The sequence below is a fragment of the Pseudomonas sp. 02C 26 genome (assembly GCF_002843585.1).
GTDB classification, from domain to species: domain Bacteria; phylum Pseudomonadota; class Gammaproteobacteria; order Pseudomonadales; family Pseudomonadaceae; genus Aquipseudomonas; species Aquipseudomonas shirazensis.
Genome location: NZ_CP025262.1, coordinates 850001 through 865622, shown reverse-complemented (window position 1 = coordinate 865622; position 15622 = coordinate 850001). Strand labels below are relative to the sequence as shown.

11 protein-coding genes, 1 tRNA gene and 2 rRNA genes (1 of these 14 only partly in view) are annotated in these 15622 nt (G+C 59.1%); 3 read left to right on the top strand and 11 right to left on the bottom strand.

The window, feature by feature from the left end; all coding sequences use genetic code 11:
• Positions 1-2: 2 nt before the first annotated feature.
• Positions 3-758: a tRNA (cytosine(32)/uridine(32)-2'-O)-methyltransferase TrmJ gene (trmJ, locus tag CXQ80_RS03955; protein WP_101316678.1), complete on the bottom strand. Its 756-nt coding sequence runs from the start codon at positions 756-758 to the stop codon at positions 3-5.
• Positions 759-908: 150 nt separating this feature from the next.
• Between trmJ and suhB the strand changes: the two genes are divergently transcribed.
• Entirely contained in the window at positions 909-1727 is an 819-nt protein-coding gene (suhB, locus tag CXQ80_RS03950; RefSeq protein ID WP_101316676.1) for an inositol-phosphate phosphatase, read from the top strand.
• A 200-nt stretch (positions 1728-1927) separates the two neighbouring features.
• Here the strand turns inward: suhB and CXQ80_RS03945 are convergent, their stop codons facing one another.
• The 6 genes from CXQ80_RS03945 to queA form a co-directional block, all read right to left on the bottom strand.
• On the bottom strand, positions 1928-2467 hold the full coding sequence (locus CXQ80_RS03945; RefSeq protein WP_101322948.1) for a glycine zipper 2TM domain-containing protein: 540 nt from the start codon (positions 2465-2467) through the stop codon (positions 1928-1930).
• Between the two features lie 120 nt (positions 2468-2587).
• Positions 2588-3496: a protein translocase subunit SecF gene (gene secF, locus CXQ80_RS03940; RefSeq protein WP_101316674.1), complete on the bottom strand. Its 909-nt coding sequence runs from the start codon at positions 3494-3496 to the stop codon at positions 2588-2590.
• A 10-nt stretch (positions 3497-3506) separates the two neighbouring features.
• Positions 3507-5369 (bottom strand): protein translocase subunit SecD, encoded by a 1863-nt coding sequence (gene secD / locus CXQ80_RS03935; protein WP_101316672.1) that lies wholly within the window; start codon positions 5367-5369, stop codon positions 3507-3509.
• 65 nt (positions 5370-5434) lie between these two features.
• Positions 5435-5770 carry a preprotein translocase subunit YajC gene (gene yajC, locus CXQ80_RS03930; protein ID WP_101316670.1) on the bottom strand — a complete coding sequence of 112 codons (336 nt, stop codon included), beginning with the start codon at positions 5768-5770 and terminating at the stop codon, positions 5435-5437.
• Positions 5771-5822: 52 nt separating this feature from the next.
• On the bottom strand, positions 5823-6938 hold the full coding sequence (tgt, locus tag CXQ80_RS03925) for a tRNA guanosine(34) transglycosylase Tgt (protein WP_178080815.1): 1116 nt from the start codon (positions 6936-6938) through the stop codon (positions 5823-5825).
• A 14-nt stretch (positions 6939-6952) separates the two neighbouring features.
• Entirely contained in the window at positions 6953-8002 is a 1050-nt protein-coding gene (queA, locus tag CXQ80_RS03920; RefSeq protein ID WP_101316666.1) for a tRNA preQ1(34) S-adenosylmethionine ribosyltransferase-isomerase QueA, read from the bottom strand.
• Positions 8003-8110: 108 nt separating this feature from the next.
• On the opposite strand from queA, the gene CXQ80_RS03915 reads away from it, so the two are divergent.
• Positions 8111-8195 (top strand) — tRNA-Leu (locus CXQ80_RS03915).
• A gap of 124 nt (positions 8196-8319) precedes the next feature.
• Here the strand turns inward: CXQ80_RS03915 and CXQ80_RS03910 are convergent.
• Positions 8320-9267 (bottom strand): LysR substrate-binding domain-containing protein, encoded by a 948-nt coding sequence (locus CXQ80_RS03910; RefSeq protein ID WP_101316664.1) that lies wholly within the window; start codon positions 9265-9267, stop codon positions 8320-8322.
• Between the two features lie 107 nt (positions 9268-9374).
• On the opposite strand from CXQ80_RS03910, the gene CXQ80_RS03905 reads away from it, so the two are divergent.
• Positions 9375-10427 carry a Gfo/Idh/MocA family protein gene (locus CXQ80_RS03905; RefSeq protein WP_101316662.1) on the top strand — a complete coding sequence of 351 codons (1053 nt, stop codon included), beginning with the start codon at positions 9375-9377 and terminating at the stop codon, positions 10425-10427.
• A 119-nt stretch (positions 10428-10546) separates the two neighbouring features.
• Here the strand turns inward: CXQ80_RS03905 and CXQ80_RS03900 are convergent, their stop codons facing one another.
• The 3 genes from CXQ80_RS03900 to CXQ80_RS03890 form a co-directional block, all read right to left on the bottom strand.
• Positions 10547-12793 (bottom strand): TonB-dependent siderophore receptor, encoded by a 2247-nt coding sequence (locus CXQ80_RS03900; RefSeq protein ID WP_101316660.1) that lies wholly within the window; start codon positions 12791-12793, stop codon positions 10547-10549.
• Positions 12794-13186: 393 nt separating this feature from the next.
• Positions 13187-13302: ribosomal RNA gene (gene rrf / locus CXQ80_RS03895) — 5S ribosomal RNA — on the bottom strand.
• A 126-nt stretch (positions 13303-13428) separates the two neighbouring features.
• A 23S ribosomal RNA gene (locus tag CXQ80_RS03890) occupies positions 13429-15622 on the bottom strand (it continues 699 nt past the right edge of the window).

Sequence of the window (15622 nt, the reverse complement as noted above, 5' to 3'; positions counted from 1 at the left end):
GCTCAATCCTTCCGCTTATGCGACTCACCCCGAGCGACCTTCTGAGTCTCGGTGAGGATGCCGCGTAAAATGCTCATTTCCGTACGCTCTACCGAACTGCGACCGTACAGGCGACGCAGGCGCGCCATCAGGTGCTTGGGTTTGTCCGGATCGAGGAAGGCGATGTCCACCAGGGTTTTTTCCAGGTGGTCGTAGAAACGCTCCATCTCGTCCAGGGTCGCCAGTTCGACGGCGTCGGCCTTGTCACTGATCGACGGCGCACCCTGCGCGGCCAGCCAGGCCATGCGCACTTCATAGCCAAGCACCTGCACGGCGGCGGCCAGATTGAGCGAGCTGAAGTCAGGGTTCGAGGGAATGTGCACATGGAAGTGACATCGCTGCAATTCGTCGTTGGTCAGCCCGGCATGCTCGCGACCGAACACCAGAGCGATTTCGTCACCCATGGTGGCACGCTCGACCGACTTGGCGCCGCACTCGCGCGGATCCAGCATCGGCCACGGCAGGCTGCGGTCGCGGGCACTGGTGCCGATCGCAAGGCTGCAGCCAACCAGCGCCTCTTCCAGCGAGTCGACCACCAGCGCGCCACTGAGCACGTCGTCTGCGCCAGAAGCGCGGGCGCTGGCGTCAGCTGCCGGAAACTCCTGTGGCTGGACCAGCACCAGGCGCGACAAGCCCATGTTTTTCATGGCACGCGCAGCGCCGCCGATGTTGCCGGGGTGGCTGGTATTGACCAGAACAACACGAATATTTTGCAGCACGGTGGGTGCTCTCAAAGGCAGATATCAGGGCGGTCGATCTTACAGAACCGACGGACGTTACGCCATGAAAGCAAATGCGGCGCTGCCGTTGTCAAAAAACTCTGCTAAAATGGCCGGCTTTCTTCTTTAACATCTCCAGGTGAACCGCCCATGCAGCCTATGCTGACTATCGCCCTGCGCGCTGCTCGCAGCGCCAGTGAACTGATTTTCCGCTCCATCGAACGCCTGGACACCATCAAGGTGGACGAAAAGGACGCCAAGGACTACGTGTCCGAGGTTGACCGCGCTGCCGAGCAGAAAATCGTCGATGCTCTGCGCAAGGCCTACCCGAACCACTCGATCCAGGGTGAAGAGACCGGCTTCCACGCTGGCTCAGGTGAAGAAGGCAAAGACTACCTGTGGATCATCGACCCGCTCGATGGCACCACCAACTTCCTGCGTGGCATTCCGCACTTTGCAGTGAGCATCGCCTGCAAATACCGCGGTCGCCTGGAGCACGCAGTGGTACTGGATCCGGTTCGCCAGGAAGAGTTCACCGCCAGCCGTGGCCGTGGCGCCCAGATCAACGGTCGCCGCCTGCGCGTCAGCTCGCGCACCAGCCTTGAAGGCGCCCTGCTGGGTACCGGCTTCCCGTTCCGCGACAACCAGATGGCCGACCTCGACAACTACCTGGGCATGATCCGCGCCCTGACTGGCCAGACTGCCGGCATCCGCCGCGCCGGTTCTGCCAGCCTTGACCTGGCCTATGTAGCGGCCGGTCGTTTCGATGCGTTCTGGGAGTCGGGCCTGTCCGAGTGGGACATGGCTGCAGGCGTACTGCTGGTGCAGGAAGCTGGCGGCCTGGTCAGCGACTTCAACGGTGGCCACGAATTCCTCGAGAAAGGCCACATCGTTGCTGGCAACATCAAGTGCTTCAAAGCCGTGCTGACTGCCATCCAGCCGCACGTACCACAATCGCTGAAGCGCTAAGCGCCGGTCAGCCACAAAAAAGCACCCCACGGGGTGCTTTTTTTATACGAGTACGTTGAGACTCGACCCCTGTAGGAGCGGCCTTGTGTCGCGAAAGGCCAGCGTAGCTGGCCCGGCATTCTTTGGTGCTGCACAGATCTTGGGGCCGCTGCGCGACCCTTCCCGACCGGTCCGGCGCCCCGGCAGGCCGCTCCTACAGATTACTGCGACTTGCTCAGCACCAGCTTGCCATTCTCGTCCAGCGGGATAGTCGAACCTGGCTCGTGGTCCATCTTCACTTTGCCGACCTTGTCGCCAATCGAATAGGTGACGTTGTAGCCAACCACTTTCTCGCTCAGGTCATGCACGGTGTTACAGCGGGTCTGGGTGGTGGTGTAGGTGTCACGCTCTTGCATGCCTTCCTGCACCTTGTTACCGGCGTAGCCGCCGCCGACCGCACCGGCCACGGTGGCAATCTTCTTGCCGGTGCCGCCACCGATCTGGTTGCCGAGCAAGCCACCCGCCAACGCGCCGACCACGGTACCGGCAATCTGATGTTGATCCTTGACCGGCGCCTGGCGCGTCACGGTCACGTCCTTGCACACTTCACGTGGAGTCTTGACCTGCTGCTTGATCGGCTGCACGTCGGTCACCTCGGCGACCTCTGGGCCTTTGTTCACCAAGCTGTAGGTCGCCATTGCGCCTGCGGCAGTTACACCGACGGCACCGAGCACAGCACCCACCAGCATTGATTTATTCACGTGAACCTCCTGATCGTACCAGCGGGCCATAACCCGCGCTTGTCCCAGCCTTGGAGCAAAAAAAAAGCCGCGAGTTCAACACTCGCGGCTCTCTTGGCGCCAAACGGCGGCGGCTTGCGGTTATGGACGCTCGTCCACACCCTCGGCCTTGACCGGTGGAATCAGGTCTTCGCTGTTCAGGTTCAGCCAGATCAGTACCACGTTGGCGATGTAGATCGACGAGTAGGTACCGGCCATGACCCCGATGAACAGAGCCAGGGAGAAGCCGAACAGGTTGTCTCCCCCGAAGATCAACAGCGCGGCGATGGCCAGCAAGGTCGAAACCGAAGTAGCGATGGTGCGCAGCAGGGTCTGCGTGGTCGAGACGTTGATGTTCTCGATCAGCGAGGCCTTGCGCATGACGCGGAAGTTTTCCCGCACGCGGTCGAATACCACGATGGTGTCGTTCAGCGAGTAACCGATGATCGCCAGCACTGCCGCCAGCACCGTCAAATCGAAAGTGATCTGGAAGAACGAGAGGATACCCACGGTCACGACCACGTCGTGGATCAGCGAGATGATCGCGCCGACGGCGAATTTCCACTGGAAGCGGAAGGCTAGGTAGATGAGTACCCCGCCCAGCGCCAGCAGCATGCCCAGGCCGCCCTGGTCACGCAGTTCTTCACCTACCTGCGGGCCGACGAACTCGACTCGCTTGAGGGTCGCCGGGTTGTCGCCGCCGACTTTCTGCAGCGCTGCAGCAACCTTGCTGCCCAGTTGCGGGTCGTCGCCCGGCATCCGCACCAGCAGATCGGTAGTCGCACCGAAGCTCTGCACGATGGCGTCCTCGAAGCCCGACTGAGCAAGCTCGGCGCGGACCAGCTTGAGGTCTGCCGGACGCTCGTAGGTCAGCTCGATGAGCGTACCGCCGGTGAAGTCCAGACCGAAGTTCAAACCCTTCTGCCACCAGCTGAACAACGCCAGGATGGTCAGCAGGACAGTGACGGCGAACGCAACGTTGCGCACGCCCATGAAGTTGATGGTTTTCATGGTTATTCCCTCAAACCCACAGCTTCTTGATGTCACGCCCGCCGCAGGTCAGGTTGACCATTGCGCGGGTCACCATGACGGCGGTGAACATCGAGGTGAAAATCCCGAGGGACATGGTTACCGCAAAGCCTTTGACCGGCCCGGTGCCCATCGCGAAGAGGATACCGCCGACCAGCAGGCTGGTCAGGTTGGCGTCGATGATCGCGGTGTAGGCACGGCTGAAGCCTTCGTGGATGGCGCGCTGCACCGACATGCCGTTTTTCAGCTCCTCGCGAATCCGCGAGAAGATCAGCACGTTGGCGTCGACCGCCATACCCATGGTCAGCACGATACCGGCGATGCCTGGCAGGGTCAGGGTGGCACCCAGCAGGGACATCAAGGCCAGCAGCAGGATCATGTTGCCGGTCAGGGCAACGGTCGCGATCACGCCAAAACCACGGTAGATGGCGATGATGAAGATGGACACGAACAGCATGCCCCAGAGCGATGCATCGACACCTTTGGTGATGTTGTCGGCACCCAGGCTTGGACCAATGGTGCGCTCTTCAGCGAAGTACATCGGCGCAGCCAGACCACCGGCACGCAGCAGCAGGGCCAGTTCGGACGATTCACCCTGGCCATTGAGGCCGGTGATGCGGAACTGGCTGCCCAGTGGCGATTGGATGGTCGCCAGGCTGATGATCTTTTTCTCTTCCTGGAAGCTCTGTACGGCAACTTCCTTCTCGACGCCATCGACGGTCTGCTTGACGTAGCGAGTGATCGGCTTCTGCTCGATGAAGATTACTGCCATGCTGCGGCCGACGTTGCTGCGCGTCGCGCGGCTCATCAACTCGCCGCCATGGCCATCGAGGCGGATGTTGACCTGTGGCCGGCCTTGCTCGTCGAAGCTGGCTTGGGCGTCGGTGACCTGGTCACCGGTAATGATCAAACCACGCTCGACCGGCGCCGAACGGCCGCCGTCACGGAATTCGAAGACCTCGGTAGTGGCCTTGGAGGCACCTGGTTCGGCACCGAAGCGGAACTCGAGGTTGGCGGTCTTGCCGAGGATGCGCTTGGCTTCGGCAGTGTCCTGCACGCCTGGCAGCTCGACCACGATACGGTTGGCACCCTGACGCTGCACCAGCGGCTCGGCCACACCCAGTTCGTTGACCCGGTTACGCACGGTGGTCAGGTTTTGCTTGATCGAGTATTCGCGGATCTCGGCAACCTTGGCCGGGGTCAGCGCCAGACGCAGCACAGCGAGCTCGTTGCGCTCGGTGGTGGTCAGGTCGAAATCGGTGAAGCTCTTGCGAATCAGGGCACGGGCCTGTTCGCGGGTGGCGTCGTCAGAGAAGCCCAGCACGATGCCGCCATCCTGCTGAGGCAGGCTGCGGTAGCGGATGCGCTCTTTGCGCAACAGGGTCTTCACTTCGCCTTCGTAGACCTTCATGCGCGCGCTCATGGCCTTGTCCATGTCCACTTCGAGCAGGAAGTGCACACCACCGGACAGATCCAGACCGAGCTTCATCGGGCTTGCACCCAGGTTACGCAGCCACTGCGGGGTGGTCTGGGCCAGGTTCAGGGCCACGACGTAGTCATCGCCCAGGGCCTTGCGCACCACATCCTTGGCTGGCAGTTGGTCTTCCTGGTCGGTCAGGCGTACCAAGCCACTGCCCTTCTCGCCCAGGCTAGTGCCCTTCACGGTGATACCCGCTTCGGTCAGCGCCTTGTTGACGCGATCGAGGTCGGCCTGGTTGACCTGCAGCGCCGAGCTGGCACCACTGATCTGTACAGCCGGATCATCCGGATAGAGGTTGGGAGCGGAATAAATGAAACCGATCGCCAGCACCAGCACGATCAGTGCGTATTTCCACAGAGGATATTTGTTCAGCATCACGCCGCCCGTTCAAGACGCGGGGCGCTTTGCGCGCCCCGACTGGAAAAAGTAAAACCGGTACCTCAGATAGCCTTGAGCGTACCTTTAGGCAGGGTCGCAGCCACGGCGCCCTTCTGGAACTTCATCTCGACGGTGTCGGACACTTCCAGTACCACGAAGTCATCGGAAACCTTGACGATCTTGCCGGCGATGCCGCCGTTGGTGACAACTTCGTCGCCTTTCTGCAAGTTGCCCAGCAGGTTCTTCTGCTCTTTGGCGCGCTTGGCCTGTGGACGCCAGATCATCAGGTAGAAGATGACCAGGAAGCCGACCAGGAAAATCCATTCGAAACCGCCACCCATAGGGGCAGCGGCAGGGGCTGCGGCGTCCGCGTAGGCGGCGGGGATCAAAAAGCTCATGTGACACTCCAGTTGTTATGTTGCAACGTGTTGGGTTGGCAAACGGTTACAGTCAGTCCAAAGGCGGCACAGCAAGCCCGCGTTTGGCATAGAAGGCGTCGACAAAGGCGGCCAATTTACCTTGTTGAATAGCCTCGCGTAAACCGGCCATCAGGCGCTGGTAATGACGCAAGTTGTGGATTGTATTCAACATACTGCTCAACATTTCGCCGCACTTGTCCAGGTGGTGCAGATAGGCGCGCGAGAAGTTGCTGCAGGTATAGCAATCGCAGGTCGGATCCAGCGGCGAATCATCATGGCGATGGAACGCGTTGCGGATCTTGATCACCCCGGTGTCGATGAACAGATGGCCGTTGCGCGCATTGCGCGTCGGCATCACGCAGTCGAACATGTCGACGCCGCGGCGCACACCCTCCACAAGATCCTCGGGTTTGCCTACCCCCATAAGGTAACGAGGTTTGTCAGCGGGCATCATCGCCGGCAGGTAATCGAGCACCTTGATCATCTCGTGCTTAGGCTCACCGACCGACAGGCCACCAATCGCCAGGCCGTCGAAGTCGATGTTGACCAGCGCCTCCAGCGAGCGTTCCCGCAAGTCTTGATACATGCCGCCCTGAACGATGCCAAACAGCGCCGCAGTGTTGTCGGCGTGGGCGTCCTTGGAGCGCTGCGCCCAGCGCAGCGACAGCTCCATCGAGGTGCGCGCGACGTCATGCTCGGCCGGGTACGGCGTGCATTCGTCGAAGATCATCACGATGTCCGAGCCCAGATCACGCTGGACCTGCATCGACTCTTCCGGGCCCATGAACACCTTGGAGCCATCGACTGGCGAGGCGAAGGTCACGCCCTCTTCCTTGATCTTGCGCATGGCGCCCAGGCTGAACACCTGGAAGCCACCGGAGTCGGTCAGAATCGGGCCTTTCCACTGCATGAAATCGTGCAGGCCGTTGTGCTTCTTGATCACCTCGGTGCCCGGGCGCAGCCACAGGTGGAAGGTGTTGCCGAGAATGATCTCGGCGCCGGTGGCCTCGATGTCACGCGGCAGCATGCCCTTGACCGTCCCATAGGTGCCCACCGGCATGAACGCCGGGGTCTCGACCGTGCCACGGGGGAAGGTCAGGCGGCCACGACGGGCCTTGCCGTCGGTGGCCAGCAGTTCGAAGGACATACGACAGGTGCGACTCATGCTTGATCCTCGGGGCCGCGCGGCGCCGGATTGCGGGTGATGAACATTGCATCACCGTAACTGAAGAAGCGGTAGCCATGCTCGACCGCAGCGGCGTAGGCCGCCATGGTCTCGGGGTAACCGGCGAAGGCCGAGACCAGCATCAGCAGCGTGGACTCCGGCAGGTGGAAGTTGGTGACCAGGGCATCGACCACATGGAACGGCCGGCCCGGGTAGATAAAGATGTCGGTGTCGCCGCTGAACGCCTTGAGCTGGCCATCACGCGCGGCACTCTCCAGCGAGCGCACGCTGGTGGTGCCGACGGCAACCACTCGGCCGCCACGCGCACGGCACGCGGCCACGGCGTCGACTACCTCCTGGCTGACTTCAAGCCATTCCTTGTGCATATGGTGGTCTTCGATCTTGTCGACCCGCACCGGCTGGAAGGTGCCGGCGCCCACATGCAAGGTAACGAACGCACTCTCGACGCCCTTGGCTGCGATTTTCTCGAGCAGCGGCTGGTCGAAGTGCAGGCCTGCGGTTGGCGCCGCGACGGCACCTGCGCGCTCGGCATAAACAGTCTGATAGCGCTCGCGGTCGGCGCCCTCGTCCGGGCGATCGATATACGGCGGCAGCGGCATATGGCCGACGCGATCGAGCAGCGGCAGCACTTCTTCGCTGAAACGGAGCTCGAACAGCGTGTCATGGCGGGCGACCATCTCTGCCTCGCCGCCGCCGTCGATGAGCAACTGTGTACCGACCTTGGGCGCCTTGCTTGCACGCACATGGGCCAGCACCCGGTGGCTGTCGAGCACGCGCTCGACCAGCACTTCGAGCTTGCCGCCCGAGGCTTTTTGGCCAAACAACCGCGCCGGGATCACCCGGGTGTTGTTGAACACCATCAGGTCACCTGGGCGCAGGTGTTCGAGCAGATCGGTGAATTGCTGATGAGCCAGCGCGCCGCTCGGTCCATCAAGAACCAGCAGTCGGCTGCCATGGCGCTCGGCCAGTGGGTGGCGGGCGATCAGGGAATCGGGGAGTTCGAAGGAAAAATCGGCGACGCGCATGATTGTGTTCGGTTCGACAGGGCCGCAAAGTTTAGCCCAACCTGTGAAAATTCTCCATGAAAGCCGATTGACCGACCCGCGGAGCCTCTCTATACTGCCGCCCCACAAGCCCTGATGGCGGAATTGGTAGACGCGGCGGATTCAAAATCCGTTTTCGAAAGGAGTGGGAGTTCGAGTCTCCCTCGGGGCACCAAACGCAATACATAGACGCCTTACCGGCGTCTACGCAACATCCCAAAAGCCCGCTGATTGCGGGCTTTTTAGTTTCTACAGTTTGAACGTTTTCTCCAGCAAAGCAGTGCACTTTGATGTGCTGCTCAGTCAGTTATGCCCTCAAGCGCATAAGCACCAGCCGTCAACTGTTCAGTCAGAAACTCAAGGCACACTTTGATTTTCTCCGACTGTGAAGCACGGACCGTCGTGACCGCGGAAATATCCGCAACCTGATGCCAAGCAGGCAGCAGTCGCATGAGCTTGCCCTGCGCGAAACTGGGGGCGACGTCCCATGTGGAGGCCATGATGATGCCCAGCCCCTCATGCGCCCACTCGCGCACGATGTCGCTGTTGTTCGATGCCATAGGCCCGGTCACCTTGACGGTCTCCATGCCAGCTGGCCCCTCTAGACGCCACAAACCAAAGCTACTGTCCCTGTCGCGCAACAACAGGCACTCGTGCTGTGCCAGATCAGCCAGTGAAGCTGGATGGCCTCGCTCCGCGACATAGCTCGGGGCGGCGCACAGAATCCTCTGGCTGCTGGCGATCTTGTGGGCAATCAGATGCTGCTCGGTCACCTCCCCTACTCGAATATCGATATCGAACTGTTCACCGATCAGGTCCGTGCGCCTGTCCATCAACTCGATCCAGACCTCAAGTCCTGGGTAGCGCTTACGCAGCAGGCCGAGAATGGGTGCCACGTGGAAACGGCCCAGTCGTTGACTGGTGCTGATCCGCAGCAGCCCTCTGGGCTCTACCCGGTCTCCATGGGACGTTTCCAGCATGCCGTGGACGTTTTCCACAATCTGTTTGGCCCAGACCAGCATCGCCTCGCCTTCACGGGTGATGGTGACGCGGCGCGTCGTGCGGTTGAACAGCTTGCAGTTGAGGCTTTGCTCAAGTGTCGCGATGCGCTTGCTGACGTGCGCTGGCGAGATCCCCAACTCAGCCCCTGCGCTGACGAAGCTCGAACAGCGGGCGATCGCAGTGAAGAGCAAAAGGTCACGCAGGAACGGGTCATTGTTCAGTAATTGAGAATTCTGATATTTCATCTGAGCCCATTATGACCTTCGCCGGCGATAGTAGGCTGGATCCTAACAGCACCTGATGAGCCAGCGCTGCTCCTCAGGAACACAAAAACAACTGTGAAGATCAAATCATGTCCAGAATCAGAATTGCAGTGGCCGGCGTCGGCATGATCGGTCGCCGCCATATCGAACTTGTTCAAGCGAGCCTGTCTTGTGAACTGGTTGCCGTTGTTGATCCGGTAACGATCCCGGACGATTACCTGACCGCTCTGGGCGTTCCTCAGTATGCAGATCTGGCGGCCTTGTTCGACAACGTCAAACCGGACGGCGTTATCCTTGCCACGCCCAATGCGCTGCATGTTGCGCAGGCGTTGCAATGCGTCGAGGCAGGCGTTGCCGCCTTGATCGAAAAACCCGTCGCCCACAGCGTTGAAGAAGGTAAGCGTCTGCTCGCTGCGGCAACCGCAAAGGGTGCGCGTCTGCTGGTCGGGCACCATCGAGCACATAGCCCTGTGCTGGCCAAGGCACGGGAGATCATCGGCGAAGGCGTGCTCGGCGAGATTGTTGCCGTGCAGGGCAGCGCGCTGTTCTACAAGCCGGATGACTACTTCGATGCGGCCGTGTGGCGGCGCCAGGAAGGTGGCGGCCCGATCCTGATCAACATGATTCACGAGATCGGCAACTTGCGCTCGCTGTGCGGAGAGATCGTTGCCGTCCAGGCCATGCAGTCGAGTGCCGCGCGCAACTTTCCGGTCGAAGACACGGTGTGTATCGGCCTGCGCTTTGCCAACGGAGCCCTGGGCTCGTTTCTGCTGTCGGACTCTGCGGGGTGTGCCCGCAGTTGGGAGCAGACGTCCCAGGAGAATGCGAGCTACGCCGCTTACGCCGATGAAGACTGCTATGTAATCAGCGGCAAGAACGGGTCGCTTGCAGTGCCCACAATGCGCCTCAAATACTATGCCCGCGCTGAAGAGCGCTCATGGTTCAAGCCTTTTCAAACGGCGACCGCCGGTGTTGAACGTCGGGATCCACTGGAGCTTCAGCTCGAGCATTTCTGCCGGATGATTCAGGGGCTTGAAGCGCCGCTGGTCACGGTGCGCGATGGCCTCAGAAATCTGATCATCACTGAGGCCATTGCCGAAGCGGCGAAGTCTGGAGCGGTCGTCAGCACAGCCCCTGTCTGATCGACTAGAACTGCCTTTCAAGCTTTAGGTGGATATTTCCCTTTGCGGGTACTACCAAAGCGAGGCCTGTTTGCAGTATGACAACCCGGCTGTACAAAACTCCAGGCAGGATCAAATCATCAGAAATCTACCGACGCACTGACCGAAAACGTGCGCGGGGCGCCCAGCACCAGGTAGTTCGAGCCGGGGTAGCCGCCAGTTGAAGCCCAATAGTTACGGCCCGCAACGTTATCCAGCCGCGCGCGCAAGGTTACATCCTTGTCATCGACTTTAAAGCCGTACCGCGCGCCCAGATCAAACCTGGTCCAGGAGGGGATCTCGAGGCTGTTGGCGTTGTTTACGTATTGACTGCTGGTGTAGACAACGCGACTGGTCAGGGTCAGGCCGTCGACGCCGGGCACATCCCATTCGCCGCCGATGTTTGCTTGCACCTTAGGCACGCCGATCGGCTCGTTGCCGTCGTTTTCACCGTTTTGAGTCTTGCTCAGTTCTGCGTCAAGCAGTGTTACCCCACCGAGCAGGCGCACGCGTTGAATTGGTGTGCCAAACAGCGACAGTTCGATGCCGCGGTTACGTTGTTCGCCGCCATCCTTGAATACCTGATTCTCGACAATACCTACAGGCTTGCGCGTTTCGAACACTGCGAGGCTACCGCCCAGAGCACCGCCATCGTATTTCACGCCGAACTCGGTCTGTTTGGCGACATACGGTGCGAGTGACTGACCAGCATTTAGAACAGGCGCGCTAGAGCCGTCAGGCAGGGTTGTGGTGGCGCTGGCCGTATCACCCTTGGTCAGCCCTTCGATGTAATTGGCATATACCGAGAACTGCTCGTTCAGTTGGTATACAGCACCCGCAACAGGTGTGGTCTCATAGCGGTTGTATTTCGACGTCTTGTCGCCACTGTTGTAGTCATAACCGGTCACATCCATGCCCTGACGACGAGCACCGAGCGTCAGCAGCAGTTGATCATCAAAGAAGCCAAGCGTGTCGGCGATTGCGATACTTTGCGTGTACGTGCGGGCAGTGATGTGCGGATCGGACATGGAACCGCTGAAGCTCACATTGTCCGGTTTAGCAAAATCTGCGGGATCATACAGGTCACCGGCGAAGCCGCCGAAGTTACCCGCCCACGCGTTTCGATCCTTGCTGTCGAACATCGCACCCGACACCACCCACTGGTGCGACACCGGGCCGGTCTGCAGGTTGAAGCGCATCCCGACTTCGCCGGTAGTGATGGTTTCTTCGCGATAGTTGTCGAAACGATTGGCTCGGGTTACGCCTGCGGCATTGGAAGAGGGGTTGGCGAGCACGTTCTTCTCTTCGCCTTTGCGCATGCCGATCGCTGCCCACGTGGTGACAGCGTCGCTCAGGTCGTACTCCGCGCGAAAGGTGCCGAACGTCTGCTTCTCTTTCGAATAGGTCCACGACTGCCCGTAGTTCTTGTCTGCATCGGGCGGGCTCGGCACTCTGCCCGTCGGCGTGACGCTGGGCAATGGGTTGTCGATGAAGTGATATTGATGGCCGACATCTGCGGACAAACGCAAGCGCTCGCCTTGATAGTCCAGGCCCAGAGCGAACATGTCCAGGCTACGGTCCTGGTCTTCTACCGCAGTCTCGCCTCCGCGCTTGGCCACATTGACGCGCACGCCGAAGCGATCCTCTTCGCCAAAGCGTCGTGCCAGATCCGCGGCGGCGGTACCAAAGCCATTGTTCTCGGCACCTACAGTCAAACGGGTCAGCGCCTCGTTGGGGGCGCGCTTGGGCAGGATATTGATCGCACCGCCGATCCCGGTACCGCCCGGCGCCGCACCGTTGAGGAAGGCGTTGGCGCCGCGGAACACCTCCACCCGCTCGATAAATTCGGCAGCCACATACTGGCGTGGCAGTAACCCGTACAAGCCGTTGTAAGCAATGTCATCGGAATACAGAGGGAAGCCGCGCATTACGTAGAGTTCCTGGAAGTTGCCGAAACCACGGGCAATGCGCACCGACGGGTCGTTCTGAAGGATATCGGCGACACTTTGTGCCTGTTGATCCCGAATCAGCTGATTGGTGTAGGACGTCGAGGTGAATGGCGTACTCATGTAATCCTTGTTGCCCAGGATACCCACGCGCCCACCGCGGGCCACCTGACCACCCTCATATTCAGGTATCAAGCCTTCTCGCGAGGCATCGGCGCTTGCCGAGATCGCAGTTTCCTCCAACTCCAGAACGACGCCCGGGCTATCGCTTGCGCTAGCCGGTTGCTGGTTCTCCAGCGCCGTTTCTGCCAAGGCGAACGGTGTTGAGATACTCGCGACCAGCCCGATCGGCAGCCACACGGAATTAAACGTATTTTTGCGGGGGACGTTAGGGATAAGCATGAGCGGACCTGCTGGGCGTGATGGAATAGGTTCAATCACGCACTCTAGCAAATACGAATCATTATCTGTAGTGTTTTGATTTTATAGTTTGACATCGCCGTAGGAACGGCCTTGCTGCGGCGCCGGAGCGGCGGATGGGGTGAAAATTTCGGTGATCGTGGCGCGGGCAGATATTTGGGGCCGCGTTGAATTGACGTTGCGCCGTCGTCGTAGGAGCGGCCTTGTGTCGCGAAAGGCCAGCATAGCTGGCCCGGCAATATCGGCTGCGAAGCTGAGATCTGGGGCCGCTCGCAGCCCTTTCGCGACACAAGGCCGCTCCTACAAGGAACCGTGCTCGGCCGGAAAAGACAAAACCCCTACCTGCTCGCGCAGATAGGGGTTTTGCGAAATGAATCTTGACGATGACCTACTCTCACATGGGGAGACCCCACACTACCATCGGCGATGCATCGTTTCACTACTGAGTTCGGGATGGGATCAGGTGGTTCCAATGCTCTATTGTCGTCAAGAAATTCTGTAGCCAGAACGTCCAGATGAACGGCCCAGCAAATTCGGATATGTGATGTTTGTGTACGAATCTTCGGCGTTTCGTCTTCACCACCGCAATCTGCATGAGCAAATTGCTTGGGTGTTATATGGTCAAGCCTCACGGGCAATTAGTATTGGTTAGCTCAACGCCTCACAGCGCTTACACACCCAACCTATCAACGTCGTAGTCTTCGACGGCCCTTCAGGGGATTCTAGATCCCAGTGAGATCTCATCTTGAGGCAAGTTTCCCGCTTAGATGCTTTCAGCGGTTATCTCTTCCGAACATAGCTACCCGGCAATGCCACTGGCGTGACAACCGGAACACCAGAGGTTCGTCCACTCCGGTCCTCTCGTACTAGGAGCAGCCCCTCTCAAATCTCAAACGTCCACGGCAGATAGGGACCGAACTGTCTCACGACGTTCTAAACCCAGCTCGCGTACCACTTTAAATGGCGAACAGCCATACCCTTGGGACCGGCTTCAGCCCCAGGATGTGATGAGCCGACATCGAGGTGCCAAACACCGCCGTCGATATGAACTCTTGGGCGGTATCAGCCTGTTATCCCCGGAGTACCTTTTATCCGTTGAGCGATGGCCCTTCCATACAGAACCACCGGATCACTAAGACCTACTTTCGTACCTGCTCGACGTGTGGGTCTCGCAGTCAAGCGCGCTTTTGCCTTTATACTCTACGACCGATTTCCGACCGGTCTGAGCGCACCTTCGTACTCCTCCGTTACTCTTTGGGAGGAGACCGCCCCAGTCAAACTACCCACCATACACTGTCCTCGATCCGGATAACGGACCTGAGTTAGAACCTCAAAGTTGCCAGGGTGGTATTTCAAGGATGGCTCCATGAGAACTGGCGTCCCCACTTCAAAGCCTCCCACCTATCCTACACAAGCAAATTCAAAGTCCAGTGCAAAGCTATAGTAAAGGTTCACGGGGTCTTTCCGTCTAGCCGCGGATACACTGCATCTTCACAGCGATTTCAATTTCACTGAGTCTCGGGTGGAGACAGCGCCGCCATCGTTACGCCATTCGTGCAGGTCGGAACTTACCCGACAAGGAATTTCGCTACCTTAGGACCGTTATAGTTACGGCCGCCGTTTACCGGGGCTTCGATCAAGAGCTTCGCTTGCGCTAACCCCATCAATTAACCTTCCGGCACCGGGCAGGCGTCACACCCTATACGTCCACTTTCGTGTTTGCAGAGTGCTGTGTTTTTAATAAACAGTCGCAGCGGCCTGGTATCTTCGACCGGCAAAAGCTTACGGGGTAAACCCTTCACCTTCGCCGGCGCACCTTCTCCCGAAGTTACGGTGCCATTTTGCCTAGTTCCTTCACCCGAGTTCTCTCAAGCGCCTTGGTATTCTCTACCTAACCACCTGTGTCGGTTTGGGGTACGGTTCCCGATTGTCTGAAGCTTAGGAGCTTTTCTTGGAAGCATGGCATCAACCACTTCGTCGCCTAAAGGCAACTCGTCATCAGCTCTCGGCCTTGGGATCCCGGATTTGCCTAAGATCCCAGCCTACCACCTTAAACTTGGACTACCAACGCCAAGCTGGCCTAGCCTTCTCCGTCCCTCCATCGCAACAATCGGAAGTACAGGAATATTAACCTGTTTTCCATCGACTACGCTTTTCAGCCTCGCCTTAGGGACCGACTAACCCTGCGTCGATTAACGTTGCGCAGGAAACCTTGGTCTTTCGGCGTGCAAGTTTTTCACTCGCATTGTCGTTACTCATGTCAGCATTCGCACTTCTGATACCTCCAGCAAGCTTCTCAACTCACCTTCACAGGCTTACAGAACGCTCCTCTACCGCATCACCAGAAGGTGATACCCGTAGCTTCGGTGCATGGTTTGAGCCCCGTTACATCTTCCGCGCAGGCCGACTCGACTAGTGAGCTATTACGCTTTCTTTAAAGGGTGGCTGCTTCTAAGCCAACCTCCTAGCTGTCTAAGCCTTCCCACATCGTTTCCCACTTAACCATGACTTTGGGACCTTAGCTGACGGTCTGGGTTGTTTCCCTTTTCACGACGGACGTTAGCACCCGCCGTGTGTCTCCCATGCTCGGCACTTGTAGGTATTCGGAGTTTGCATCGGTTTGGTAAGTCGGGATGACCCCCTAGCCGAAACAGTGCTCTACCCCCTACAGTGATACATGAGGCGCTACCTAAATAGCTTTCGAGGAGAACCAGCTATCTCCGAGCTTGATTAGCCTTTCACTCCGATCCACAGGTCATCCGCTAACTTTTCAACGGTAGTCGGTTCGGTCCTCCAGTTAGTGTTACCCAA

Excerpts from the sequence above, each read along its gene's own strand:
- suhB (WP_101316676.1), top strand. The coding sequence starts at position 909 with ATGCAGCCTATGCTGACTATCGCCCTGCGCGCTGCTCGCAGCGCCAGT.
- secF (WP_101316674.1), bottom strand. The coding sequence starts at position 3,496 with ATGAAAACCATCAACTTCATGGGCGTGCGCAACGTTGCGTTCGCCGTC.
- secD (WP_101316672.1), bottom strand. The coding sequence starts at position 5,369 with ATGCTGAACAAATATCCTCTGTGGAAATACGCACTGATCGTGCTGGTG.
- yajC (WP_101316670.1), bottom strand. The coding sequence starts at position 5,770 with ATGAGCTTTTTGATCCCCGCCGCCTACGCGGACGCCGCAGCCCCTGCC.
- tgt (WP_178080815.1), bottom strand. The coding sequence starts at position 6,938 with ATGTCCTTCGAACTGCTGGCCACCGACGGCAAGGCCCGTCGTGGCCGC.
- queA (WP_101316666.1), bottom strand. The coding sequence starts at position 8,002 with ATGCGCGTCGCCGATTTTTCCTTCGAACTCCCCGATTCCCTGATCGCC.
- CXQ80_RS03910 (WP_101316664.1), bottom strand. The coding sequence starts at position 9,267 with ATGAAATATCAGAATTCTCAATTACTGAACAATGACCCGTTCCTGCGT.
- CXQ80_RS03905 (WP_101316662.1), top strand. The coding sequence starts at position 9,375 with ATGTCCAGAATCAGAATTGCAGTGGCCGGCGTCGGCATGATCGGTCGC.
- CXQ80_RS03900 (WP_101316660.1), bottom strand. The coding sequence starts at position 12,793 with ATGCTTATCCCTAACGTCCCCCGCAAAAATACGTTTAATTCCGTGTGG.